This window comes from Mucilaginibacter sp. CAU 1740 (assembly GCF_039839285.1).
Lineage (GTDB): Bacteria > Bacteroidota > Bacteroidia > Sphingobacteriales > Sphingobacteriaceae > Mucilaginibacter.
The window spans coordinates 232,854-257,000 of the sequence record NZ_JBDOQS010000007.1 but is presented as its reverse complement, the minus strand read 5'-3'; the positions used below and the strand labels follow the sequence as shown (position 1 = coordinate 257,000).

Annotated in this window: 16 protein-coding genes; 5 read left to right on the top strand and 11 right to left on the bottom strand. The window is 42.7% G+C overall.

The genetic code is table 11. From position 1 onward, the window contains the following. Nucleotides 1–314: 314 nt before the first annotated feature. Nucleotides 315–1,484 (top strand): macrolide family glycosyltransferase, encoded by a 1,170-nt coding sequence (locus tag AAFN85_RS16940; protein WP_347528789.1) that lies wholly within the window; start codon nucleotides 315–317, stop codon nucleotides 1,482–1,484. A gap of 18 nt (nucleotides 1,485–1,502) precedes the next feature. On the opposite strand, the gene AAFN85_RS16935 is transcribed toward AAFN85_RS16940, so the two are convergent. The 4 genes from AAFN85_RS16935 to AAFN85_RS16920 form a co-directional block, all read right to left on the bottom strand. Then, complete coding sequence (locus tag AAFN85_RS16935; RefSeq protein ID WP_347528788.1) at nucleotides 1,503–1,904, bottom strand: DUF5655 domain-containing protein; 402 nt, start codon at nucleotides 1,902–1,904, stop codon at nucleotides 1,503–1,505. Nucleotides 1,905–2,077: 173 nt separating this feature from the next. Next, nucleotides 2,078–2,581 (bottom strand): GNAT family N-acetyltransferase, encoded by a 504-nt coding sequence (locus AAFN85_RS16930; protein WP_347528787.1) that lies wholly within the window; start codon nucleotides 2,579–2,581, stop codon nucleotides 2,078–2,080. After that, complete coding sequence (locus AAFN85_RS16925) at nucleotides 2,565–3,071, bottom strand: MarR family transcriptional regulator (protein WP_347528786.1); 507 nt, start codon at nucleotides 3,069–3,071, stop codon at nucleotides 2,565–2,567. Before AAFN85_RS16925 ends, AAFN85_RS16930 begins: the two co-directional genes overlap by 17 nt. Before the next feature lie 10 nt (nucleotides 3,072–3,081). Further along, nucleotides 3,082–3,573, bottom strand: a complete 492-nt coding sequence (locus AAFN85_RS16920) for a GNAT family N-acetyltransferase (RefSeq protein ID WP_347528785.1) — start codon at nucleotides 3,571–3,573, stop codon at nucleotides 3,082–3,084. A 163-nt stretch (nucleotides 3,574–3,736) separates the two neighbouring features. Here AAFN85_RS16920 and AAFN85_RS16915 point away from each other — a divergent pair, with 163 nt between their 5' ends. Both AAFN85_RS16915 and gap read left to right on the top strand, forming a co-directional pair. After that, complete coding sequence (locus tag AAFN85_RS16915) at nucleotides 3,737–4,801, top strand: helix-turn-helix domain-containing protein (protein WP_347528784.1); 1,065 nt, start codon at nucleotides 3,737–3,739, stop codon at nucleotides 4,799–4,801. Nucleotides 4,802–4,899: 98 nt separating this feature from the next. After that, entirely contained in the window at nucleotides 4,900–5,877 is a 978-nt protein-coding gene (gene gap / locus AAFN85_RS16910) for a type I glyceraldehyde-3-phosphate dehydrogenase (RefSeq protein ID WP_347528783.1), read from the top strand. 109 nt (nucleotides 5,878–5,986) lie between these two features. Here the strand turns inward: gap and AAFN85_RS16905 are convergent, their stop codons facing one another. From AAFN85_RS16905 to AAFN85_RS16875, 7 genes are all read right to left on the bottom strand, one after another. After that, nucleotides 5,987–7,510: a glycoside hydrolase family 32 protein gene (locus AAFN85_RS16905; RefSeq protein WP_347528782.1), complete on the bottom strand. Its 1,524-nt coding sequence runs from the start codon at nucleotides 7,508–7,510 to the stop codon at nucleotides 5,987–5,989. Between the two features lie 26 nt (nucleotides 7,511–7,536). Beyond that, a complete protein-coding gene (locus AAFN85_RS16900; RefSeq protein WP_347528781.1) occupies nucleotides 7,537–9,132 on the bottom strand; it encodes a glycoside hydrolase family 172 protein in 1,596 nt (531 codons plus the stop codon). An 88-nt stretch (nucleotides 9,133–9,220) separates the two neighbouring features. Next, nucleotides 9,221–10,948 carry a RagB/SusD family nutrient uptake outer membrane protein gene (locus AAFN85_RS16895; RefSeq protein WP_347528780.1) on the bottom strand — a complete coding sequence of 576 codons (1,728 nt, stop codon included), beginning with the start codon at nucleotides 10,946–10,948 and terminating at the stop codon, nucleotides 9,221–9,223. A gap of 12 nt (nucleotides 10,949–10,960) precedes the next feature. Further along, complete coding sequence (locus tag AAFN85_RS16890; protein ID WP_347528779.1) at nucleotides 10,961–14,089, bottom strand: TonB-dependent receptor; 3,129 nt, start codon at nucleotides 14,087–14,089, stop codon at nucleotides 10,961–10,963. After that, nucleotides 14,086–15,012 (bottom strand): carbohydrate kinase, encoded by a 927-nt coding sequence (locus tag AAFN85_RS16885; protein ID WP_347528778.1) that lies wholly within the window; start codon nucleotides 15,010–15,012, stop codon nucleotides 14,086–14,088. Before AAFN85_RS16885 ends, AAFN85_RS16890 begins: the two co-directional genes overlap by 4 nt. Next, nucleotides 15,012–16,337, bottom strand: coding sequence for a sugar porter family MFS transporter (locus AAFN85_RS16880; RefSeq protein WP_347528777.1), 1,326 nt, complete (start codon nucleotides 16,335–16,337; stop codon nucleotides 15,012–15,014). The genes AAFN85_RS16885 and AAFN85_RS16880 overlap by 1 nt, the downstream gene beginning before the upstream one ends. A 454-nt stretch (nucleotides 16,338–16,791) precedes the next feature. Further along, a complete protein-coding gene (locus AAFN85_RS16875; protein ID WP_347528776.1) occupies nucleotides 16,792–19,569 on the bottom strand; it encodes a substrate-binding domain-containing protein in 2,778 nt (925 codons plus the stop codon). 211 nt (nucleotides 19,570–19,780) lie between these two features. On the opposite strand from AAFN85_RS16875, the gene AAFN85_RS16870 reads away from it, so the two are divergent. Then, complete coding sequence (locus AAFN85_RS16870; RefSeq protein WP_347528775.1) at nucleotides 19,781–20,098, top strand: hypothetical protein; 318 nt, start codon at nucleotides 19,781–19,783, stop codon at nucleotides 20,096–20,098. A gap of 1,086 nt (nucleotides 20,099–21,184) precedes the next feature. Beyond that, the gene (locus AAFN85_RS16865) at nucleotides 21,185–24,142 is read left to right on the top strand and encodes a SusC/RagA family TonB-linked outer membrane protein (protein ID WP_347528774.1); all 2,958 of its coding nucleotides are present in this window, start codon (nucleotides 21,185–21,187) and stop codon (nucleotides 24,140–24,142) included. The last annotated feature ends 5 nt before the right edge of the window (nucleotides 24,143–24,147 follow it).

Here is a 24,147-nt window from a genome sequence, read left to right as displayed (position 1 = left end):
TTGGGGTCCGGGAAACCGCCTTTAAATTCAATAACGATTAGGAGGCACCTACGGAGCCAAAAAACATCTTTCATATTCGCTACAAACATGGTACTCCTACGGAGTTTGAAATATTCGCCATATAACTCCTTAGGAGTACCATGTTTGTAGAATACGTTTTTCAGATTTTGGCTCCGTAGGTGCCTCCTTTTTAAAAGCGATTTCCCTGGTGTTTGGGATCTACCGCTGCTCATTCACAGCCACCCGATGTTGAAGCCTCTTCAAAGCAGTCAAAAGCTTTAAAATGTTTTTGGTTTTCATTCGTCCTCAAGGGTATGGCAACAGTATTATTTTTAAGCGCTCCGGCGCATGGCAATGTTAACCCCACCCTTGGCCTCGTAGCAGAATTGGTAAAACAGGGCGAGCAGGTTATTTATTTCACATCCGAAACATTCAAAAAAGCCGTTGAGGCTACCGGGGCAACTTATGCGCCCTACGTTATTGATATGGATATTTTTAAGCCGCTGGTACCTGGCCATCCCCGCCCTTTACCGGGTGTTATAGCGCAGGCAGAACATGTTGTGGCGGATATTCTTGAATATATAAAAAACATCAGGATCGACTATTTGATCCATTCCATGGGATTTCCATTTGCTTCGATAATCCGGCAGATCCTTAAAGTTCCTACCATATCGTCTTTGGCTGTCTTCGCCGGTCTCGATCAGATGGAAAAACGGATCAACAGCGGTGAAAACTTTATGGGAAGCGCAGAAATGGACGCCGCTTATGAGCCGGTAGCCCGTTCAATTGAAAAACGTTATGGGATACAAATGCCAGAGCGGCCTCTTCAACTGCTGATGAACCGCGGTGATTTGAACATAGTTTATACCTCCCGCTACTTCGCACCAGAAAGCACTTTTTTTGACGACTCCTTTATTTTTGTAGGCCCGCCAATTTATGACCGCGGCCAACAAATGGATTTTCCTTTTGACTTGCTGGAAGGCAAAGATGTGATCTATATTTCGTTGGGTACAGTTTTTAGTAATTTCGATAAATCGATCTATCAGATATTTTTCGATGCTTTTAAAAATTCGCCTTACCTGGTGGTGATGGCCGCGCACCAGGTTGACCTTGCTGAAGTACCGGATAATTTTATCGTTAGAGATTATGTACCTCAACGCGAATTACTGCGATTTACAAAAGTAGCGATCACCCACGCCGGGATGAACAGTATGAGCGATCTGATCGATCAACATGTACCATTTGTTTCCATTCCATTAGGCGCAGATCAGCCACTGCTGGCAGCCAGGGCTAATGAATTAGGCGCCACTGTAGTACTCGATCACAAGCAATTAACGGCGGAAGAATTGCGTGAGGCGGTAACCGAGGTTACAAAAAGCAGTTATCGCGAAAACCTAGTAAAGATCGATCAATCTTTTAGAGAAGCGGGTGGCTATCCAAAAGCGGTAGACGCGATATTTAAATTGGTTAAAGGAATAAATTAAGCTTTGAACGGAGATTATTTATTGCAACTCGTACGCCTCGCGGATATAAACAAATAAACCGGGGCGTACATCATCTGCCGAAGTGATACGGATATGGTTCTCGAACTTTTTACCGGAGGCTACACTTTTTATTACCGGCTTTTCCGGGTGTGCTACTGCCGAATAAAACTTTATATCGAGTTCTTTTTTCATGGGCCGGATGATCAGGAAGCCCACTCGGCGGGTAAAAACGATACAATTTGGCGTAACGCCTACCAGTACATCGGGCCAATCTGCTACCTCGGCAAGTATCTTATCAAAGGCCAGCAGTAATTCGGGGGAACGGCCTTCAAACAAGCTGTTCAGGCTCACCCGTGCGCAATAGTGCCGGTAATCTTTCCAGGGTAATTCGCGGTCGCAATCCGGGCAGGTCCAACTCATGGTTTCTTTTTCCAGAAAGATAGCTAAAACTATGCCGTCAAATTTAGCTTACCATATAAGCCAGATTTGATGGCATAATTAGTCCAACCTTGTATTTGACCCCGATCTGCGTTTCCCTACATATACGCGAGCAACAGTGGTTGAAAATAACAGGATAAGATTGAAAAGTAAAATTACAACTCCTTCACCATCCAAATGGTGCAGGCAAAATGACCAGAGTTACCCAACGCTTTATCCAACGGCTTATAGCCGGCTTTTTCATACATGCTTACCGCCTTTGCCAGCTGAGGAAAGGATTCGAGGTATAAATGTGTATATCCGTTTGCTTTTGCGGCTTCGCAGCATTTATCCATTAGCATTTTACCAATTCCTTTACCGCGCGTAGCCGATGTAAGGTATAGCTTTACCAGTTCGGCGTAGCCTGCCGGTAAGCCGTTGGTTGGGTATATTCCGCAGCCGCCAATCAAAACACCATCTTCTTCGGCCACAAAATAGCAGCTGTTTGGGGTTTCTTCAAATAGCTGGTAAAGCCGGTCGGTGTCCGGGTCGGAATAAACAGTGCCCACTTTTGGTACGTCAAATTCCTCTAACGATTTACGGATTATACTTGCAAGCTCAGCATTATCGCCGGGCCTTATATTTCTGATCTGGATATTCATATCAATTATTGAGTTCATTTTTTTTAGATTGATTAGCGGCCATATGGCTTTTGGCCCGTTGATAAAAGCTCTGGATCTCCATTTGTTGTTCAACCTCGTCAAGAGCTTTCATCAGGTTATTTTGGGTATTGGTGAGTTCAGTAGCGGCACTGATCATGATCTCCCAGGCCGGCCTCATTTGTTCAATAAGCTGCTTTCCCTTTTCGGTGAGTTGCACCAGGCGTTTACGCTCATCGGCTTTATCTTTTGACGACCTGATAAACTTCAGCTTCTCCAGCTCTTTTAATAAAATGATGGTTGAGGGGTGACTGTAGCCAATTTCTGAGGCTACTTCAACTATGCTCAAAACTGGGTTAAAATGCAGCGTGTACATCACCGGGAACCATTTAGGTTCAAAGTCGATACCATGAGCTTTATAAATAAGCAAAGCATCCTTTCGCATTTGCTCGCTCAGGCGTTGCATCCTTGTGGCTATGGCCAATATGCCTGATTCCTCAATTACTCCCATATAAAGGTTATTAATTGTTTAAATGAAGGTGATAAAACAAATTGTCGGTCATCATGCGCGGAAAACCGGCCGGAATATCATTCACATCTATCTCCGTAAAACCGTTACGCTCGTAAAAGCGGTGCGCGGCTTTTAATTGATGTACGGTACCCAGGTAAACTTCAGTAATGCCTTTATCACGGCAGCTTTGCAATAGCGTATTTAACAATTGCTGCGCCACACCCAAGTCCTTACCTCTGTATTCCTTTTTTACGAACATTTTACGGATAGTACCCATTTTACTGTCCGAATTGATCAGTCCTATAGTACCCATCAGTTCCTCGCCATTAAAAGCACCCCAGAAATCGCCTCCGTTTTTATGATAATTGGTATCTATATCCAACAGATCGGGCTGGGCATCAATAGTGATGGTTAAATTAAATTCTTTTTGCTGGATGGTCAGGATCAGATCTATGATCTCGGCACAATGCTGGTTATGTATCGGTTTTATAATAAATTCCATGTTTGTGATTTTATCTACTTACAATAATACGTAGTTAACTACATATATTTAAACATTGATTATTTTATGACATTTCGGTTAAAATATCACTTCATTGACCATTGGCCTAAATTGTATAATTTATGTCCTTTGAGACTACTGAGAGATGTTTTAAATTTGACTTATGAATCAGAAGGCTGAACATCCGGAAAAGAAAAAGATCATCATCGTAGCGATGAGCAGCGGCATGTTGCTTAACTTCTCGGGGCCTGCCGATGTTTTTATCAATGCTGATAGGTACCTTGACGACCGTGGAATACCCGGTGGTTATGATGTAAAGATCGTGGCCCCTACCGCAAGCAAAAAACTGGATACCGCCGCCGGAATGAGCATTAATTGCGAATTATTTGTAGCAGATATACAAAGCCCCATCGATACGCTGATCATAGCAGGAAACGATTCCAGGGAAGCCAGTCAGCCAGATCTCACTTGCTTTTATGATTGGTTGGCCACCCGAAACGAACACAATACCCGCCGTATAGCCTCAATTTGTGGCGGAGCATTTGTTTTAGCGAAAGCCGGGATATTAAAGGGCAGAAAGGCGACTACGCATTGGCAATCGAGCGAACGGTTAAGTAAAACCTACCCTGAAGTTAAAGTTAACGCGAACCCGTTTTTTACCCGGGATGGGCATGTTTATACTTCAGCCGGTGTTTCGTCCGGGATCGACTTGTCATTAGCTTTGGTTGAACAGGATCATAACAAAGATTTAGCGATCAGTGTAGCACGTAAACTGGTTTTCTATTTAAGTCGCCCGGGATTTCAGTCGCAGTTCGGCAATTTGCTGCCTGTTTTTGAGCGGGAGCACATCGGCAAAAAAACACAGAACTGGATTGCCGGGCACCTGAATGAAAAACTCGAAGTGAACCAGATTGCCGATCAAATGAATATGAGCACCAGAAACTTCACCCGTGTGTTTCATAGAGAAACAGGAATGCCACCTGCTAAATTTGTTGAAAAGCTGCGGGTTGAAGCTGCCCGGAAATACCTGGAAGATTCGGATGTATCCCTTGAAAAGATAGCCGATTTATGTGGCCTGGGTGGCTTAGTTTCCATGCGGCGGATCTTTTTGAGGCACCTCAATACAACCCCGTCAGATTATCGCCGGGCTTTCCGCACATCGCTATCAGATGCCGGCATTGAAAGCCTGCTTGCGGCTGGCTCCCCGAGTTTAGCAAACCCGGTTTAACTAATTAAAACAACACCTCAACGGAACGCTATCTACACACGATCGGCGTAACAGACTATTCATGCCTTTATTTTTTAACAACATAAATTTTTGATAATATGAAAATCGCGATCAATGGATTTGGCAGGATCGGAAGAATGACCCTGCGCGCATTACAGGATAAAACCAATATAGAGGTAGTTGCTATAAACGACCTTACAGATATTGCTACACTTGTACACCTACTAAAATACGATACGGCACACAGCCGCTTTCCCGGAACTGTATCTGCAGAAGGTGACTATATTGTAGTTGGAACAAAGCGAATAAAACTGTTAAGCGAAAAAGACCCTGAAAAACTGCCCTGGACTGAATTAGGGATCGATGCGGTTATTGAATCGACCGGAAGGTTCACAGACAAGGCTTCTGCCGAGGCCCATCTCAGGGCCGGAGCGAAAAAGGTTTTGATCACCGCACCGGCAACCGGAGGCGTTAAAACTATCGTTCACGGTGTAAATAATGATTTGATAGGCGGCGACCAGATCTATTCAACAGCCTCGTGTACCACTGGTAGTATCGCCCCGGTTTTGCATATCCTGGATAAAGAATACGGCATCGAATCGGGATATATGGTTACTGTTCATGCCTTTACAGCCGACCAAAACCTGCAGGACGCGCCTCATAAAGACCTTCGCAGGGCACGTGCCGCCGCATATAACATCATCCCTACCACAACCGGCGCAGCTAAAGCTATCGGAGATGTGTTACCGAACCTAAAAGGCAAACTGGATGGCTACTCATACCGCGTTCCTGTAATTGACGGTTCTATTGTGGATCTTTCTATCAATTTACAAAAAGAAGTTACAGCAGCCGAGATCAACGAGGTTTTAAAGCGTTATGCCGATAGTTCACTTAAAGGCGTTATGCAATATACCGAGGAGGCATTTGTATCTTCTGATATATTAGGTAACACACATTCATCTATTGTAGATGGTACAATGACCAAAGCTATCGGAAAATTGGTTAAGGTTGTTGCCTGGTATGATAATGAAGTAGGTATCTCCAACAGGATATCTGAACTGATCTCAGAATTGTAAATCAAAATAATTCACGCATTATAAATTTTTTAATAAAGAAAGCCCTTAACCTGGATAGTTAAGGGCTTTCTTTATTAAGCATGTACACTAAACAAATGGGAACATTAAGTTATTGCAAGTCCCACAATTTTAGTTTTTTCAGTACTGCTTTACCTTCGGCAAATACGGATACTCCGGTAGCCGCTGCATCCGGGTATATCATTGTCGAGATCACTTTTTCGCCATCATTTCCAAATACTTCTAATGATGATTTATCAATAAGTACCTTGATCTTTACTACGCCATTTATTGCTTTCAACGGAGCGGTTTGTACCAAATTCTCCGGCGATTTATTTGCCTTTTCTGAATTTGAGCAATCAATATAAAGTTGCTGTTTAGCAACGTCGTACCCAACAAGTACATTCCTTTCGGTACCGTCTTTCTCGGTTAAACTAAATCCAAACTTTTGCGCTTTCCCAACCTCAAATTCAGCATCAATCCAGTTGGCGTTGCTGTTGAACTTTCCATTTTCGGTGAGGCTTACTTTCTTATCATCAATAACCAAATTAGCCTTGGTCAGCACCCTGCCTTTTGATAATACAGGCAATTTACTGCTCACGATTGTAGAAGGATTTTGGAAAAGCCTCAAACCATCGGGTGTTGTTTTGATTGATAGATCATGCGGGATAGCCATCTGGCCTTTCCATGGGTAAGTTTCTTTCCTGCCATTTTGCAGCCAGCCTAAAAGGATCTTTTTATCTTGAGGTGCATCGCGCCAGGCTATAGCCGCGTAGAACGCGTCGCCATAATCAACCGTTAACAGCTTATCAGCGGCGTTGTCATTTTTAAAAGTTTTGCCGTCAAAATCACCAATGTAATATTGCATCAGCGGACCATGATCGCCACCGCATGAAACAAATAATACATATTTTGTTTTAGCCGGATTACCGTCAACAGGCAGCGGGATAAGTGAAGGACATTCCCAGCCATTTTTAGTATAACCGGCCGGGCCAAAATCGCTTAGTTTAGTCCACTGTTTTAGGTTTTTCGAGCCGTAAAACCGTACCATGTGTTCATCAACCATGGCAACTGTCATGATCCATTGTTTAGCAGGTTCGAACCAGAAGACGTTCGGATCTCTGAAATCGCGTTTGTTGAGGTCGATAACCGGATTGCCTGCATACATTTTGAAGGATAGCCCTCCGTTATTGCTGTAAGCGATAAACTGCGATTCTTTTTTTTGCTTTGGCTGATCAGCCGTAAAAATGGCAACCAGCGGCGCTTTGCCATTTTTGCCAAAACCGCTGGTGTTCTTCTTATCCAAAACCGCCGATCCCGAATAGATCCAGGTGGTGGTATCTTTAGTTACAACTTCGGGTATGGCTACGGGTAAATGTTTCCAATGTACCAGATCGGTACTGGTAGCGTGCCCCCAGCTCATATGCCCCCATTTATTTTCGAAGGGATTGTGCTGGTAATACAGTTGAAATTTTCCATCCAAAAATATTAGCCCGTTTGGGTCGTTTGTCCAGTTTTTATCTGGCGTAAAATGGTATGTTGGTCGCCATTGTGGAGTGGGTTCTGTTTTCTCTTGCGCAAATGCCTTTACCGACATTGCAAGGAGCGCCATACTGATTAATTTAAGTTTATTCATCTTTTTAATTGATTAGTAGTTATTTGTTATTCAGGTAACATGTCAGGTTTCACCTGGTTCGCTACCATTTTACTTTTCGTATTTTTAAAGCCATACCAATAAGTGGTAGCGGCAAAATCGGCAGTACCATTTTCCCAGCCTAAGGTTTCCAACGTGTACTTAAACGTTTGGGCAAACGGAACAGCATCAAGGTTTCTGGTGCGTGTAAATGTGTTATGGCCGAATGAGTCCGCATTATCAGCCCTTGGCGCGTTAGCAAATGGCGTTTGATAGAGCACCACCGGTGCCCACGAGGTATTGTAGTAATCTTCCGTACCTGTTCCGTATTCGGTAGGGAATTTCAGGTTATCAACCCAAAGTTTTTGATCACCCTCACCATACCATTTATGCATGTGATTGTACACAGCGAAAGAATCGCCCATAAAAACACCCTTACCATTAATAACGTTAAATTCCCATTCGCTGGGCTTGTCCTTTTCGGTTTGCTTAATGGGCACGTTATTTTGGCTTCTCCAATCGGCATGAAAATACATGCTCCGTTTGTCCCAATTCCATTTGCCTGTTGTGGCAGTTAATGAAACCTTTACGCCCACTGCGCCCAGGTTGAGCAAAGTTATTTTGGCCGATTTTTGATATGGCATAACCCAGCGGCTAATGATCTTCCCCTTCTGTGTTATAGTTCTGTACCAGCTTTGCAGCGGCCTGGCACCAACCCCACTCCCACCAAAATCACCCACAGGGCACCAAATGGTTTGCTCGCCATCAAAACTTACCTGCAATATTGTTGATCGCAGCGCCTGTTCATGATCTTCCGGCTTTTCCGTTTTGATTGACAGTTGTAATAAATGGATAGCAGAACTTCCCGACGGCAAATTAACAGATAGTTGTTTGGTTGGCTCTAAACTTCCTTTTAGCGATGTTTTAGGTAATGTAACCTCATCAACCGGATTTGCAAGTTTGTCATTAACCGATGTTACCAGGGCTTTGCAATCATCCAGTTGTTTCACAGTAAAAGTTTTTACCAAAGTTCCCTTTGGATAGTTTCTGTAGTTTATTTGATAATAGCGGGGTTGCTTAGTTGGTTCATTATCCTCAAAAGTTACTTTGCAATGCCGGGCATAGGGCAAGGGTAAATAAAGGGTGCTGCCGCCTTTTTCTGTTGGCTCATAACTGGAGTGTGGTGCTAACAAAGGCGCTGCTATTTGCAAGCCGCTTTTCATAAGGTCATAAGCCGGTATTGTGACCTCTGGTGTTGTATGCCTGTCGAAATAGATCCTTATGATCCCTGCGCGTTTAAAAGTGGTGAGCCAAAACCGCACAATGGCACCGGGACCGTCAACATCCATCATCACCTGTTCTCTGTGGCCGTTAACGGTATCAGTACGGATGTAATTGCTATGATCTTCATTGGCAAACCAACCCGGCTCATTTGGCGAAACCGAGGCACGATCATAGCTGCTGGCCTGCATTATGGTATAATAAGGGACTGGCCATTTTGCAGCTTCGTTCCTATCCGTTAAATCGTTAAGCAGTGATTTAACGGTTATTACACGCTGTGCAAAACCACTACCAACAATTGATATCAATAGAACTATCGTTAGCAGCTGATGCTTTAATTTCATTTGCTACAGTATTTACAATTGGTGCATTCAATATACAATAATTACAGGGCTACCATGTACTAAACAAAGCAGCCCTGTAAATTAACCATTACCAACCGGTATTTTGTTTATATAAACCGTGACTAAAATTGATCTGTGCCTGTGATATCGGCAAATACTCATCCCTGTTTTTGGTAAACTTAGCGCCAACCAGGTGTGGTGTGCGTTTGGTTTCGGTTGTGAAATAAGCGTTGATATATTCAGCAGCTATACCCCATCTAACCAGGTCAAAAAAGTGGTAGCCTTCCATAGCAAACTCCAATCGGCGTTCAAACATCAGGGCTTGCCATGCGTAGGCATTTGTCCAAGTGCAATTTACGCCGGGTTTGTAGGTATCCACGCGGTAATTTGAGGTGGGTGTTCCATCTTTTTGCTTTAATAAGGCTGTACTGTTACCTGCCCTCGTGCGGATCATATTGATCAGCGGCAATGCCTCAATTTCTCGTCCGGTTTGGATCAAAGCTTCGGCCTTCATCAATATCACATCGGCATACCTTATTATTTCCCAGTTTTTTGAGCTGGACATAAACGGCGGGAAACGGGTAAAAGAAGGATCGGTATAAGCCACAGTTTCTTTCATGCTTAACAACGGCCCATAACTTTGCAGGTCGCGCGCCCAGGCTGCCTGGTAAACCAGGCCGGTTTGATATTTATACGGGTGGCCGGGAATAGCAACGGTGTGGTCAAGCCTTGGATCGAACGAGCCTGTTTTGTAATCGCCGGTTGGTACTACGTCGTTATCATTAAATGTAGTAAACTGAGGTAAGCCGTTTGCATCGGTTTTAAAGGCGTTCACCATGTTGTTACTTGGCGAATGAAAACCGCAGCAACCATATTCTGCATTCATTGGATAATCAAGCACGTGCCCGGCATCTGTACGGCCGATAGATGAGTTATCATTTTTAGAATATTGTATGGCAAAAACACTCTCCAACGAGTTATCAGATTGCGGGAGGAAATTGGTAGCAAACTCTGGAGTAAGGCTATATTTACCGCTGCTTATTACGCTATCGCATAAGGTATTTACTCGTGTTAGCTTTGTTTTATCTATACCGGTAACGTTGTTTTTATCATCTTGTGTGTAAGCCTGGTACAGCAATGTTTTAGCCAGGTAAGCCTGCGCCGCTCCTTTTGTTGCGCGGCCAACATCTGTTTGTGTTACCGGAAGGTTTGCGGCTGCGTAATCAAAATCTCCGGCTATTTTATTCCATAACTGATCGCTGGTGAGCGCCACGTTTGAAATAGAGCCATAAGTATCAGCCGATTTTTGAATACTTTCATCTACATAGGGAATGTGATTGAAGAGGATCTTGAGCAGGAAATAAAAATGACCGCGCAAAAATCTAAGTTCGGCCTGCCTTTGTGTTTTGAGCGGATAGGCTGCATCTGTTTGCCCTTCTACCAGTTGCAGGGCCGTATTGCACCTGGCAATACCAACAAACAATTGATAAAACACAGCATCGCCCGAACCATTGGTTACCGTGTTATTGATAAATGTTTCAAACTGATGAAACTCGCCAACGTCGCCGGTGCCACCGCCACCTTTATAGGCATCGCCGCCACGGATGCTTCCGTATGCCCACATGCTGCTATAGGGAATAAAAAACCGATCGTTACCAAGGGCTGAATAAGCCGCTATCACCATAGCGTCAGTATTTGCCGGAGTTTTCAGGTCTTCTTGCGATACTACTGCCTGCGGTACTTCGTCCAGGTATTTTTTACAAGATACAGCCATTATACAAAGTATAAAAACTGTGATATATTTTATGATTTTCATGTTGTTGCTTTATTAATATGAAAAGTTGATGCCTAAGGTGGTGATGGTTGGGATTGGGTACGGATTGCCTGCCGTTTCAGGATCAGGTCCGGTAAATGATGAGGTTTTGAATGTTAGCAAATTACTTGCCTGGATGAATACAGTAGCCCGTTGCAGTTTGGCGCTTTTAAAAGCATTCCTGAGGTTATAGGATAACTGTACGTTGCGCAGTTTTAAATAGGAAGCACTTTCCAGGAAGTAATTAGACGGACGGGCCTCATCATTGTTGTTAACCAGTGTTAACGCCGGTATTGTTGAGCCTGTATTTTTAGGTGTCCAGGCATCTAAAGTTCTGGTACCCCAATTTGATCCCGAGGCGATGGAAGTAAAATCGGTTAGGTATTTGAAGGAATTGTTGATCAATCCACCTTTTACACCTTGAAAAAAGAATGATAACGACCAATCCTTGTAATTAACAGCGGTGTTTAAACCATAAATAAAATCGGGTGCAGAATCACCAATATAACGTTCATCGTCAGGGGTGATCTTGCCATCGTTGTTAACGTCTTTATAGCGGATACGACCGAGACCTTTTCCTGGCTGTGCAGCCGAGTTATTAACCTCATCCATCGATGTGAATAAACCTTCTGTAATGTAGCCAAACTGTGAGCCGGGCGAACGACCGAGGATGGTTTGTGTAGTACCATTACCAGGGAACCCATTAATGGCAGCCGCCGGAAGTTTAGTTATTTTAGCACGATAAAGTGAAAGGTTTCCGGTTACACTGAATGTAAGATCAGACGAGATCTGGCCTGAGTATGAAAGGATAGCATCAAGACCTTTTATTTTTTCGGATGCTCCGTTAAAATACTGGTTACCACCTTCACCCAAAATAGCCAGGTATGGTGGGTTGATCAAGATATCGGTAGTATTTTTATTATATACATCTAACGATCCTGATAGTTTATTGCCAAACAATCCAAAATCCAAACCTAAGTTTGTTTGGGTGGTTGTTTCCCATTTAAGGTTGGGGTTACCTGTTTGTATGGAGGTAAAGCCCGAAGGAAGTGTGCCTGAATTGGATCCGGTTATATCATAAGCACTGCCGCTGTCAGATCCACCCGGGCCCTGGTTGCTATAAATAGCCTGGTAAAGCGAATAAACCGCGTTGTTGGCAATATTTTGGTTACCGGTTTGTCCCCAGCCTAACCTCAATTTCAGGTCGGAGATCAACGGTACGTTATTTTTCATGAAACTCTCCTGGCTTATCCTCCATCCTACTGAACCTGCCGGGAAATAGGCATACCGGTTATTTTGACCGAATTTGGAAGAGCCGTCCCTCCTGATAGTACCCGATAGCAGGTATTTATCATCAAACGAATAGTTGGCTTTGGCAAAGTAAGATAGTAAGGCATCACCCGAGCCACCACCATGCGCCTGGATATTTTTATTACCTACACTCAGGTATGCGTAATTGATATCGGCAAGTGTTAAACCTTCTGCGCTGCCATTGTGGTTTTGATAGGTGTTTTTGATGTTCTCTTCGCCCAATAATAAGTTTAACCTGTGTTTTTTGATCGACAGATCATAGGTTAACTGGTTTTGCCAGGTTTGTGAAACCGCGTAATCGCTTGATTGGCCTGCAATTGTACGTGGGTCAGATAAAAAGCCAGCGGTATAAGGAATTTGCAGCGAACGGTAGTAGTTACCCGAAAGATCGACAGCGTAGGTGGTTTTAAAGTGAAGCCCTTTAATAACTTCAAAATCAAGGTAAGCATTACCGAATATCCTGCCGAACGAGTTGGCATTTTGTTTATTGGCCTCTATTAATCGGTATGGGTTATCCCTATCATCCATACCGGCAATTGGGCCGCCAAAACCTACTCCGTCAACAGTATGTACCGGGATAATGGAGTTTTCGATATATGATAAATTGGTGATTGAACCTGTCGGCAATATCTTATCCCTCATGTAAGTAGCAGATAAGGTTTCGCCTATTTTTAACCTCCCTTTAAAAAAGTTGTACTGGCTGTTGTAACGCGACGTGTATTTTTTACTTCCCGACTCACGAATAATCCCCTTGTTGTCATAATATCCAACAGAAAACAATGAATTACCTTTTTCTGTACCATTAGATAAACTTAAGTTATAAGATTGCAGTAGCGAGGTTTGCGATATGGCATCAAACCAATCGGTATTGGCAGATTTCATTGTTTTTGCAGCATCCAGGTATTCACGGATGATCACGTTATTTAATACTGGGTTGCTGTTATCTTTGTTCCAGTCGAATGTGTAAACGCCTCCAAATTCAACAGGTTCAACCGGTTGTCCGTTTACAAAGTTGGGGCCGAATTGGTTGTCATTTACCTGTGCCTGCCAGTAAGCCTGGCCATGCTGGTAAGCGTTAAGTTGCTTAGGTTTGTTGGTATAATATTGTAATGATGTTGAAGCGTCGAAATCCATACGCTGTACACCATTTTTGCCTTGTTTGGTTGTTACAATGATCACACCGGCAGCAGCCCTCGAACCGTAGATACTTGTAGCCGAAGCATCTTTTAATACCTGTATCGATTCGATATCATTCTGGTTTATTTCCTGCAAACCACGTTGGGTTGGTATGCCATCAATAATATACAATGGATCGTTATTATTAAGTGTTGTTGTACCACGCACCCTCACGGTTACACCGCCATTAGGCGATCCATCGGCAAATACAGTTAAACCAGCTACGCGGCCTTGTAAAGCTTTCATAGCATTACCTTGTGGGATATCCTTGATCTCCTTAACGTTAACTACGGTAACAGCGCCTGTTAAATCTTTTTTCCTTTCGGCAGTATAACCGGTTACAACAACTTCGTTCAGCTCGCTTGCTGAGGGTTGAAACTTAACTTCAAGCTTATCGTTACTGTCTGTAACCTTAATTTCTATGGCTTTATATCCAACAAAAGAAAAACGAAGTGTTTGCCCGGTAGCCGCTTGAATTTTGAATTTGCCGCTTACATCTGTAGCGGTAGATTTTTGCGTTTCAACCACAACTACCGTAACCCCGGGTAGTGCCTGAGCTTCGTGGTCTTTCACCACCCCGCTCAATTCGCGTGTTTGTGCATAGGCTCCACTTGTCAACAGGACAAGTAAGGAGCAAAAGAGTAATAGTTTTCTCATGTTGTTTTTATTGGTATAATTTGGTTTTTGAAATTTTCAAACTCTGAGCGACTGTATTCCGGACAGCCACCTTTTTGTGTCGCGATAAAGGCGCCCATCGCCGCCGCGTTATTGATATTGTTTTGAGTATTGTCGCCGGCAATTTTACCGGCAATAAAAGCGGCCAGGAAAGCATCGCCGCTGCCAACGGTATCCTTTACAGTTATTTTAGGCCCTTTAGCGTGATACGCTTCATTTAGGTTATAGCACATGGCACCATCACCTCCTTTGGTTACTAACACTTCGGAGATTTGAAACTTATCCTGTATAAAATTCACTTTATCATGTTCGGTGATATAATTACTACCAAACAGCTGGTTTATGCGAGTTAACTCCGCCTCATTAAACTTTACAATGCCGGCTTTCATCAGCAGTTGCTGAAGGGTTTGCTTATTCACATATGGTTCCCGAAGGTTGATATCCAAAACGTTGCATAACTCATTATCAAGCAATGCTAACAGTGTTTCGCGGGTGGTTTTATTGCGGGATGATAAGCTACCGTAAACAAAATAGTCAGCAGTATTTAGTTGCCCATCGGTATAGTCTCCGGCCGAAATAAAATCCCATGCAACCGGATACAGTATCTCATAAGTAGCTTCTTTATTGCTGTTTAGCTTTACCAAAACTTCACTCGTGGCATACTCGTCATCTGTTTGGATCAGCGCATCGGCTATGCCCCATTGCTTAATTAGCTTTAGCAGCTCAAGGCCAGCCAGATCATCGCCTACTTTGCTGATAATGCCGCTACTTACACCAAGCTTATTTAAATGATAGGCAACGTTAAGCGGTGCCCCTCCAGGTTGTGCGCCGCCGGGTAACAAATCCCAAAGAATTTCGCCAAAGCAAAACACCTGTGCATGTTGTGATCTTTCTGCGTTCATCATTAATGCATTACAATGTTTGTTTCTATCTGCTCAAGCGACCGGCCCTTTGTCTCGGGCATAAACTTCCACACAAAAATGAACTGGCATACCATCATCACACAGAAAAACGAAAAGGTAACAGCCCCGCCCAAGGTCTCGGCCAGGTATGGGAAGCAAAAAGCAATAATGGCGGCCATTATCCAGTGCGTTGAACTGCCCAGCGTTTGCCCCTTAGCGCGTACCTGGTTCGGGAATATTTCGGATATAAAAACCCAGATGACCGCACCTTGCGAAAACGCGAAAAAAGCAATGAAGATCATCATGTAAACAGGTATGGCAAAACCGTTGAACCTACCCGAGAAAAATGTAATAGCAACCAGGAAGAGCGAAATAATTAACCCTACCGAACCTACCAACATTAAAATACGCCTGCCTACCTTATCAATAATATTGATGCCAAGCAGTGTGAAAATAAAATTGATAACCCCTATGCCAACGGTTGATAGCAACGATGAATGCGCGCCAAGACCAGCCATTTCAAAAATGCGTGGCGCGTAGTAAATGATGGCGTTTATGCCCGATACCTGGTTAAAAAAGGCAAACAACACCGCCAGTATTATCGGTGTTTTATATTGCTCAGAAAACAGACTGGTATTTGAAGATGCCTCGCCAAGTTTTGAATTTTGGATCTCGGTTAAAGCCTGCTCGCAATCAAGCGGGTTAATAATGCGTAATATCTCGAGCGCCCTGGTAGTTTCTCCTTTTTTAAGGATGAGCCAACGCGGACTTTCAGGTATAAAATAGATGAGGATCAAAAACAATAAGGATGGAAAAGCCTGCACACCAAGCATCCAGCGCCATGAGCTTTCACCGCCCTGGCTAATAAGATAATTGGAAAGATAAGATACCAGGATGCCCAGTACTACGTTAAACTGAAACAAACCCACTAAACGCCCACGCCTATCGGCAGGTGAAACTTCTGATATATAAATAGGCGCGGTTACAGAGGAAATGCCTACCCCCAGGCCACCCAAAAGCCTGAATATTAAAAAGATGTACCAGTTATCTGCAAGCGCGGTGCCTATTGATGATAACAGGTAAGCGGCAGCTACAAAATACAAGGTATTTTTCCTGCCGAAAATATCTGAAGGCCGCGCACCTAATAATGAGCCTATCACCGTTCCTATTAAAGCTATAGATATAGTAAGGCCGTGTTCCATTACAGAAAGCTGCCAGAATTGCTGAATTGACTTTTCGGCACCCGAGATAACGGCGGTGTCGAACCCAAACAGAAAGCCACCAAGGGCTACGACCATGGACCAGGCCAGGACGGAGTTTTTCTTCATATATAATTTAGTCTTTTGGTTTACTGTCGCAAAGTAGCCCGGAGATGCTATGCACAGTCATTGATTTTATACCAAAAGACACAAGAATTGAAACAAATAACAAATACCTGAAAATCAATTATTTAAATACATTTGGAAATAACTTTTATTAATGAATCTATAATGGTGTTACATGGAATCTTTGAATTGGTTACATCGCCGAAATGTGTATTTTTAACGCATTGGAACTTAAATGAGGCCTTTCAACGGCTTTAACTATTGCTAAAAATTTACTTTTTGTGATAATTGCGCTTTTTGACATAGCGTATTTACGCCCGTAGCAGTTCAAAGGCTCACAAGGAAATATTTAGATTTTGGAGGATGAAATAAAGGGGTAATTGCAACCTGATAATATAAAAAAAGCCACATAGCACATTAATGCTTATGTGGCTTTAAACTGATAAGAAGGAGGGGATCAAGCTACTGGATTTCGTTTAAATTCGGTAGGTGTACAACCGTATTTTGCTTTAAATACCGTGGCAAAATAGTTGGGATTTGAAAAGCCGACCTGATAAGTGATCTCTGCAATTGAAAAGTTTTCGTTTTGCAGCAGGTATTGCGCCTTCTTTAAGCGGCGGGATAGTATATAATCGGTAATACTGCAGCCCAATAAAGCCTTTACCTTCCGGTAAAGCTGTATGCGGGAAATACCTATCAGCTTGCAAATATCATCCACGCTAAATTTATCGTTCGATAAGTTCTGCTCCACAATACCCGCAAAATCATTAATGAATTTCTTGTCGATACTTTTAGCCACAGATGTTCTTTCGCCAGTACTGATATCGCTGGTAAAGTGATCTTTTAAGATCCTACGGTTTTTGATAAGGTTTTTTACGTTGGCCAGCAGGTAATCGAAATTAAACGGCTTGGTGATATAAATATCGGCCATGGCGTCAATACCTGATATTTGCTGCTCCACACTCCCCTGCGCTGTTAATAAGATAATAGGAATGTGCGAAGTGCGCAGATCTGATTTAAGCTTTTCTGAAACAGCCTTGCCCGAAATGCCAGGCAATACGATATCCGATAAGATCAGATCAGGAACGTGCTCATAAGCCTGCGTTATGGCATCATGCCCATTATCTGTTGTGTAAACCTCAAAATACTCGTCGAATTTTGCGGCGAGGTAATGCAGTAAGTCCTGGTTATCTTCAACAATAAGTATAGAAAACTCTTTAGGCGAGCTTAGCAGATCGGGCTGTGTTAACGCGACTGAACTTTTAAGATCGGAACTATAAATTTCAGATCGCTTGCTTAAGTTCGCCCAATTGCCAGGTTCGGTAGTTTTTTCATCGGCCGATAGATGATCATCGCCCAATGGTAATACAACCGTAAATTTACTGCCCTTCCATTTTTCGCTTTGTACCTGTACACTTCCGTGGTGCGCATTAACGATCTCCCGGGAAAGCGAAAGGCCTATGCCAGAGCCGTTAGATGGCATGTGTGCGGCCTGGTAAAACTGATCGAAAACAAGGTTAAGTTCCTCGGGGTTCATGCCAACGCCTGTATCTTCAACCTCAATTACCACCTCATCATTGCGCTTAACAATATTGACCCTTACCTTGCCCTTTTCGTTGTTAAATTTAATGGCATTGGCTATCAGATTAAAGAAAACCTTATCAAGCATATTTACATCAAACCAGCATTTAATATCATTAACGTTAGATGATATACTTAAATGGATCTGTTGTTTTTGAGCATGCGGCCTAAAATTATCTACAATATCCCTTATAAAAGCTACGATGTTGTTTGCTGAGGCTTTGATGGATTGCTTATCGTATTCTATTTTACGGTAATCAATCAGCTGGTTAACCAGCCTTAAAAGCCGGTGGCTATTTTGATAAATAATGCGGATATCTTTGCCGCCCAAGGCCAAAAGCTTCTCGTTATTCATCATATCCTGCAGTGGCGATAGGATAAGTGTTAATGGCGTACGAAACTCGTGAGATACGTTAGTAAAAAAGTTAAGTTTAGCCTCGGTAGCTGCTTCTGCCTTTTCCGACATCACTATTAGTTGATTTCGCTGCGATAGGATCTCGTCGTTTTTTGCCGCGAGGCTTTTATTTATTTTCCTGTTTTCGGTAAGCGAGTAAAACGCAAGCCCGCCCAAAATAATTGCCAGCACAAGTGTTATTACAATAACATCTAAAACGGTTTGCTGACTATCATATATCCCCTGTTGTTCTTTTATTAAAACCTGCTGTTTTTCGATATCTTTTTGCTGGTTATTGATGCGCGCCCATTGCATTTTCATTAATTGAACGTTAGATGAATCGATCACTAACGATTGCAGGATATTTTCTCTCGAAAACGGCTCCTTATTCAATATCCTGAACGCGGTGCTCATTGCTTCCTTTCCACCGGTTGGATAAAGTACGCTCGCGTCGATAATTTTATCAGATACCATTCCTAAACCGCCACCGGTACCAGGCAAAGCATCTACACCTACTATCTTTACCTGGTGGCCAATATTCAGCTGACTAAAAATATCACGAACACCAGATGCCATTACATCATTATGCGCAAATACCGCATTTACCAACGGTAACTTATCTTTTATCCTGTATAGTTGTTTTTCGGCATTGGGTTTAAGCCAGTCGCCATAAACTTTTGAGATAACATGGATGTTTGAAAACTTCCGGATGCCGTCGTTAAATCCCCTATCGCGTTCAATGGCTGGCGACGACCCCGGCAGGCCCATCACTTCCAATATGGATACCGGGCCTTTAATGGTTGAGCCGATATACTCTCCTGCCATTTTACCCAGTTCATAATTATCCGCGCCAACATAAGCGGTGTATAATGGCGATGATGTTTTTCTGTCGATAATTATAACCGGGATACCTTTATTATAAGCCTCTTCTACCACAGGTGTAAGCGGCTGTGCTTCGTTCGGCGAGATCACCAACAGATCGATGCCTTGCCGCAGCATATTACGTACCTGTGCAATTTGTTTGGCACTGCTATTTTGAGCATCTGTGTAAATAAAGGTCGCGCCGGGGTGAAGCGAAAGCTCGGTTTTCATCTCCTCGAGCATGGTGCGGCGCCAAAGATCGGATCCAACACATTGCGAAAAGCCAATGGTGTAGGTAGATTTTATTTTATCATGTTTGCAGGCAACTAATGCGCAGCCTGTAACAACAAGTAGCAATATCTTTTTTACCCGCGCAATATAGTTTGGCTTACATCCCATGGTTTATGAAATAGAAATTTCGTGTTTATAATTGTAATGCGAAGGTACTACAGGTTGTATGTACCTCAAAGTTCTACGAATATAAAAAACATTTCACGTTAACGTAAACGTTAAAAGGATTTATAGGATACAAGCTTCAAATTGATTCCTTATGACGAACATTTCATATTCTCTGCATCCAGGTACCAATGTTTAATGATATATTGCAATTATGGCAGATTTTTTCACACTAATTAAAGACTGGATCATTGCCCTGGGCGAAAAACATGATGTTGATCCCCTGTTGCTGGGCTGTCTTTATTTAGTCAGCAAGGTAAGTCTTGTAATATTTATTGGGTTGGTAATTAAAAATCTGAGGGCAAAAAAAGCAATAGTATTGCCGTTGCTACTGGCCTCTGTTAGTTTCTGCATACCTTACCTTTACCTGGTTATTGCAGGGCGTAACATTTCGATCTGGGTATATGTGTTTATCGTGCTTGTATTTATATATGGCGGGTATAGCATCTGGAAAAAGATTAAATTAGTTTAATCACCAACTGCCGTTAGCCGGCGGCGTAAACTCAAATATGCCGCTATTACTCGGAACTCCCTACCTGTTTATAATACATTGACCAACGTAAGCCTGTTGTTAACTGATGCCAACTTCATCAAACCGAGTACGATACGGGATTTGAGTTTAGGTTGACCAATTTCTTCTTCATCAAACTGATCACGGGCACAAAACACCAAGACTTGTGTTTCCCCTACTCATTTAGGTACACTTGCAGCACTTAGCCGAATTTCAAACCAGCTACAGAGAATTTAAATCATAAGTTTAAACATATTAATTAAAAAATGTAAGAATTACATTTTTACGACAGATTTTCCCTCAATACAGAAATTTAGCTTAACTCAGACACAGGATTTCGTGTCGACTCCCTTGCATTTTTTTCAAAATGAAATCAGTATTAGGCTATTTTTTTAACATTTTTACAATTGCGATCGATTGTTATTATTTGAAACAGCAAAAGTTCAATATTTTAGCAATATCACTTGGTAAAACGTTTTGGTTAATTATATTTGTTAAAACCAGTTATAAAAATACGTTACTGCTTAATCGTTTAAGCTACCTTACTTAGTTCTTACGAAGCTCACGTAATCTTAATATATTATAACCAATATCACTTAACATGAAAAACCTGATTTACCTGTATCTCATCTTTCAGAAACCGATAATCTGACAAGGCTGCGCCATTAAATTTCACGGTGAAATTTTAGGCATCAAAAAGTTTATTAATTAACCTAATCACCAACCGGTGAAAAGAACACCTGTGTATTTGCCATTTTGATGGTGACACCCGGGGGTGCTTAACTATGCCCTGTTGTTAATAATAATCCTGCAGATTATTTGCTACTCCATGTTCTTTTCATCTGTAAATCAACACTATGAAAAGAAAACTACATTCTGCTTAACGTAACGGCGTGCCCTATCTGCAAACTCAATTGCAGGCATTTTGGCATGGCCCGTTAACTCAAACAATTTTTTTTCACAAACTAAAAAGATCCATTCATTATGCGATACTTATGGCTGTGCTTTGTGGTTTTCGCAGCGATAACTACAAATGCACTCACATGCTTGGCTAAGGAAAATGAGGGTAAAAAAAGTAAAGTAAACAAAGTAAAACGTGCTGCTTTACACAATAAATCCTTCATCCGCCGTGATACTACGGCTAAGGACACCTTATTAAAAGATAGTATGAATATTATTATCAGACATACGCTGTATAATAAGCTATCTGATAGTGTTACCAAAAAGCCTTACGACTTATCTAAGTTCCCCGCTGTATCCCTTCAGCAACTTTTAAAAGGGCAATTTGCCGGTCTTTATGTACAGGAACCCTCGGGCGAACCTGGCAGCGTGCAAAACATGTTTATGCACGGCGCACCTATGCCGCTCCTTTCCCAAAGGGATGTTTACCAATCGCAGCCATTGGTTGTGCTGGATGGTATCCCCCTGGTAACAGAACACCCCTTTGCATACGATATACAACTGTATGATTATACCAGAATGGGAACTGCAACCAACCCGTTTGCCCATATTGATATGAATAATATCGCCTCCATCGAGGTATTAAAAGACCTCTCGGCCACTGCCGTTTACGGGCCGCGCGCGGTGAACGGGGTTATCGTTTTAACCTCAAAAAAACCGGTATCGGCCAAAAGTATCACGTTTGATTCTTATATAGGATTGGCACAGCGCCCGGGCGTAACTACCATAAACGGTAAATACGAAAACGCTTTCAGGCAGCGCTTTTACGATCTTTATACCACCAATGGCAGGTACTCCGACGATGAAAACTACCCTATTTACCTTAGCGACTCGTTAAATAATGTATATAGCGGCAAATCAGACTGGAGCGACCTATATTATCGTAACGCAGTTGTTTACGGTATAAACTTTGGTATTTCGGGTGGTACCGATCGTGCTAACTTCCGTTTCTCGTTGGGGGATCTGAAAAACAACGGCGTTGCTGATGGAACTGTGCTAAACCGTTATAGCGCCATGTTCAATATCAACATGAAACCAATTAAATGGTTGTTGTTTTCGGCTATGGTAAATGCCAACCGGCTTGACAGGCAACGCAACAAATACCTGCGCGACAGGTTTGCCCAGATCAACTATTTCCCTGATCTAAGCGCCCCGTTGCCGCCAAACAAAGAGTACTATGCCGATTACCTCACCCAGTACAAAAAAGGCTTTGATAACAATAAAATAAATATTGTTGACGGCTATGCTAAAATAGGCCTCGATCTGGGGAAATTTAAATTCACAACAACCTTTAACGTTGATTATAATGAAGGCTACCGCGATGTGTTTTACGCGCGTACCCTTTTGCAGGGCAACAGTTACGCGTCTAATTACTTTGGTTACAGCCAAAGGATAATGGCAGATAACATGGCCAGCTATGATCTGACAATAAATAAGGTAAATAATTTTCATTTTGAGCTTGGGCAATCAACTCAGTGGGATACCTATAAATACAGCAACGCCTACGCCTACAAAGGTGTGAACGACTATATTAAGATCGACCTACTGGATTCCAACCCCAAAAATCCTGATGGATCGGACAATGGAAACTATCTTAATCCTACAGCATTTCCGCGGGAGTTAACGTTCCGTTTTTTGGATAAGATAAGGCATAACCTGGTTTCGTTTTATGCCAAAACCGATTATTCATTCAAAGAGAAATATTTCCTGTCTGCAACCGTGCGTGCTGATGGCTCATCAAATGCCCAGCCAACAAGCCGGTGGTTTTATTCGCCGGTATTATCCGCAGCATGGAGCATTAAAAAAGAGTTATTAGATAACAGCACCATTATAAACGACCTTATTTTAAGGGCAAGCGCAGGCCGGTTAGGCAGGCTTAACGCGTTTGATAATTACGCGCAAGGTCCTCAATATACGGCATCGGTAGGCTATACCGGCAATTTAACAGTGCCTGGGTACAATGCATTTGGTGTGCTTACCCGGCCTTATTCTACCGGCTGGGTTGGCTACGGCATCCCATGGTCGTACTCTGATCAATTGAATATCGGAACGGATGCGGGCCTGCTTAACAACCGCCTGCACCTTTCTGTTGATTGGTACCTGAAGCAAGAAAAAAACTTGCTGATAGGCATCCCGGCTTTTGCTGAATATGGTTACAAACAGTCGATAGAGAGTGGTATGGCCGTGAACAATACAGGCATAGATGTATCTATATCGGCAGATATTATCCGGAATACAAATTTTGGATGGACATCTTCCTTAAACCTCAACCATAACAGCAACAAGCTAAAAGCCTTGCCAAGGGGCTTAGATCAGATCATTGTTAATAACAAGCTATTAAAAGTAGGTAGCCCGGTAGATCAGTATTGGCTGTTGATCAATGACGGTATTTATAAATCAGAAAACGAAGTGCCTATTGTAAACGGCCAACCGCTCAAATACAATGGCATAGCCCTGCATGCCGGCGACCCAAGGTGGCGCGACATCAATGGCGATAATGTTATTGACAATAATGATAAGGTGTTAAAAGGGCATTCGCTACCTAAAATTTCGGGCGGGTATGATAACAATTTCAGGTATGGCAACTGGAATTTAAATATCAACCTTTACTTCAACCTGGGCCGCGACCTTATCCACCAGGAAATGGCCAACCGCTTTGATTTTATCAACCGCGAAGGTAACAGCGATGTAAACTCGGTTAAGGAGATCACATTTTGGGAAAAACGCGGCGACTACAATAAATACCCGCTGTATAACCCATGGAGCACCGTTATCCCCTACCGTGTTGACCAGGACCTTTTCCTCGAAAACGCTTCATTCCTGAAACTAAGAACGGTTTCCATAGGATACGATCTTACCAAAGCCATGCGCGCAAAAAAGATAAAACTCACCAGGTTTTATGTGTATGCCACAGCAAATAACGTGTTTACCATAACTCCATATACCGGCCAGGATCCTGAACTGGTAAGCTACGATGGCTATGATACAGGTTATGGCCTGCCAATACCAAGAACCTACACCCTTGGGGTAAAAATGGAATTATAATATGA

What these genes read in the sequence shown, in the direction of transcription:
- AAFN85_RS16935 (WP_347528788.1), bottom strand. Translation starts at nt 1,904, where the DNA reads ATGAGTTGGACCTGCCCGGATTGCGACCGCGAATTACCCTGGAAAGAT.
- AAFN85_RS16875 (WP_347528776.1), bottom strand. Translation starts at nt 19,569, where the DNA reads ATGGGATGTAAGCCAAACTATATTGCGCGGGTAAAAAAGATATTGCTA.
- AAFN85_RS16900 (WP_347528781.1), bottom strand. Translation starts at nt 9,132, where the DNA reads ATGAAATTAAAGCATCAGCTGCTAACGATAGTTCTATTGATATCAATT.
- AAFN85_RS16930 (WP_347528787.1), bottom strand. Translation starts at nt 2,581, where the DNA reads ATGAACTCAATAATTGATATGAATATCCAGATCAGAAATATAAGGCCC.
- AAFN85_RS16895 (WP_347528780.1), bottom strand. Translation starts at nt 10,948, where the DNA reads ATGAAAATCATAAAATATATCACAGTTTTTATACTTTGTATAATGGCT.
- AAFN85_RS16885 (WP_347528778.1), bottom strand. Translation starts at nt 15,012, where the DNA reads ATGATGAACGCAGAAAGATCACAACATGCACAGGTGTTTTGCTTTGGC.
- AAFN85_RS16925 (WP_347528786.1), bottom strand. Translation starts at nt 3,071, where the DNA reads ATGGGAGTAATTGAGGAATCAGGCATATTGGCCATAGCCACAAGGATG.
- AAFN85_RS16880 (WP_347528777.1), bottom strand. Translation starts at nt 16,337, where the DNA reads ATGAAGAAAAACTCCGTCCTGGCCTGGTCCATGGTCGTAGCCCTTGGT.
- AAFN85_RS16915 (WP_347528784.1), top strand. Translation starts at nt 3,737, where the DNA reads ATGAATCAGAAGGCTGAACATCCGGAAAAGAAAAAGATCATCATCGTA.
- AAFN85_RS16870 (WP_347528775.1), top strand. Translation starts at nt 19,781, where the DNA reads ATGGCAGATTTTTTCACACTAATTAAAGACTGGATCATTGCCCTGGGC.
- AAFN85_RS16940 (WP_347528789.1), top strand. Translation starts at nt 315, where the DNA reads ATGGCAACAGTATTATTTTTAAGCGCTCCGGCGCATGGCAATGTTAAC.
- gap (WP_347528783.1), top strand. Translation starts at nt 4,900, where the DNA reads ATGAAAATCGCGATCAATGGATTTGGCAGGATCGGAAGAATGACCCTG.
- AAFN85_RS16920 (WP_347528785.1), bottom strand. Translation starts at nt 3,573, where the DNA reads ATGGAATTTATTATAAAACCGATACATAACCAGCATTGTGCCGAGATC.
- AAFN85_RS16905 (WP_347528782.1), bottom strand. Translation starts at nt 7,510, where the DNA reads ATGAATAAACTTAAATTAATCAGTATGGCGCTCCTTGCAATGTCGGTA.
- AAFN85_RS16890 (WP_347528779.1), bottom strand. Translation starts at nt 14,089, where the DNA reads ATGAGAAAACTATTACTCTTTTGCTCCTTACTTGTCCTGTTGACAAGT.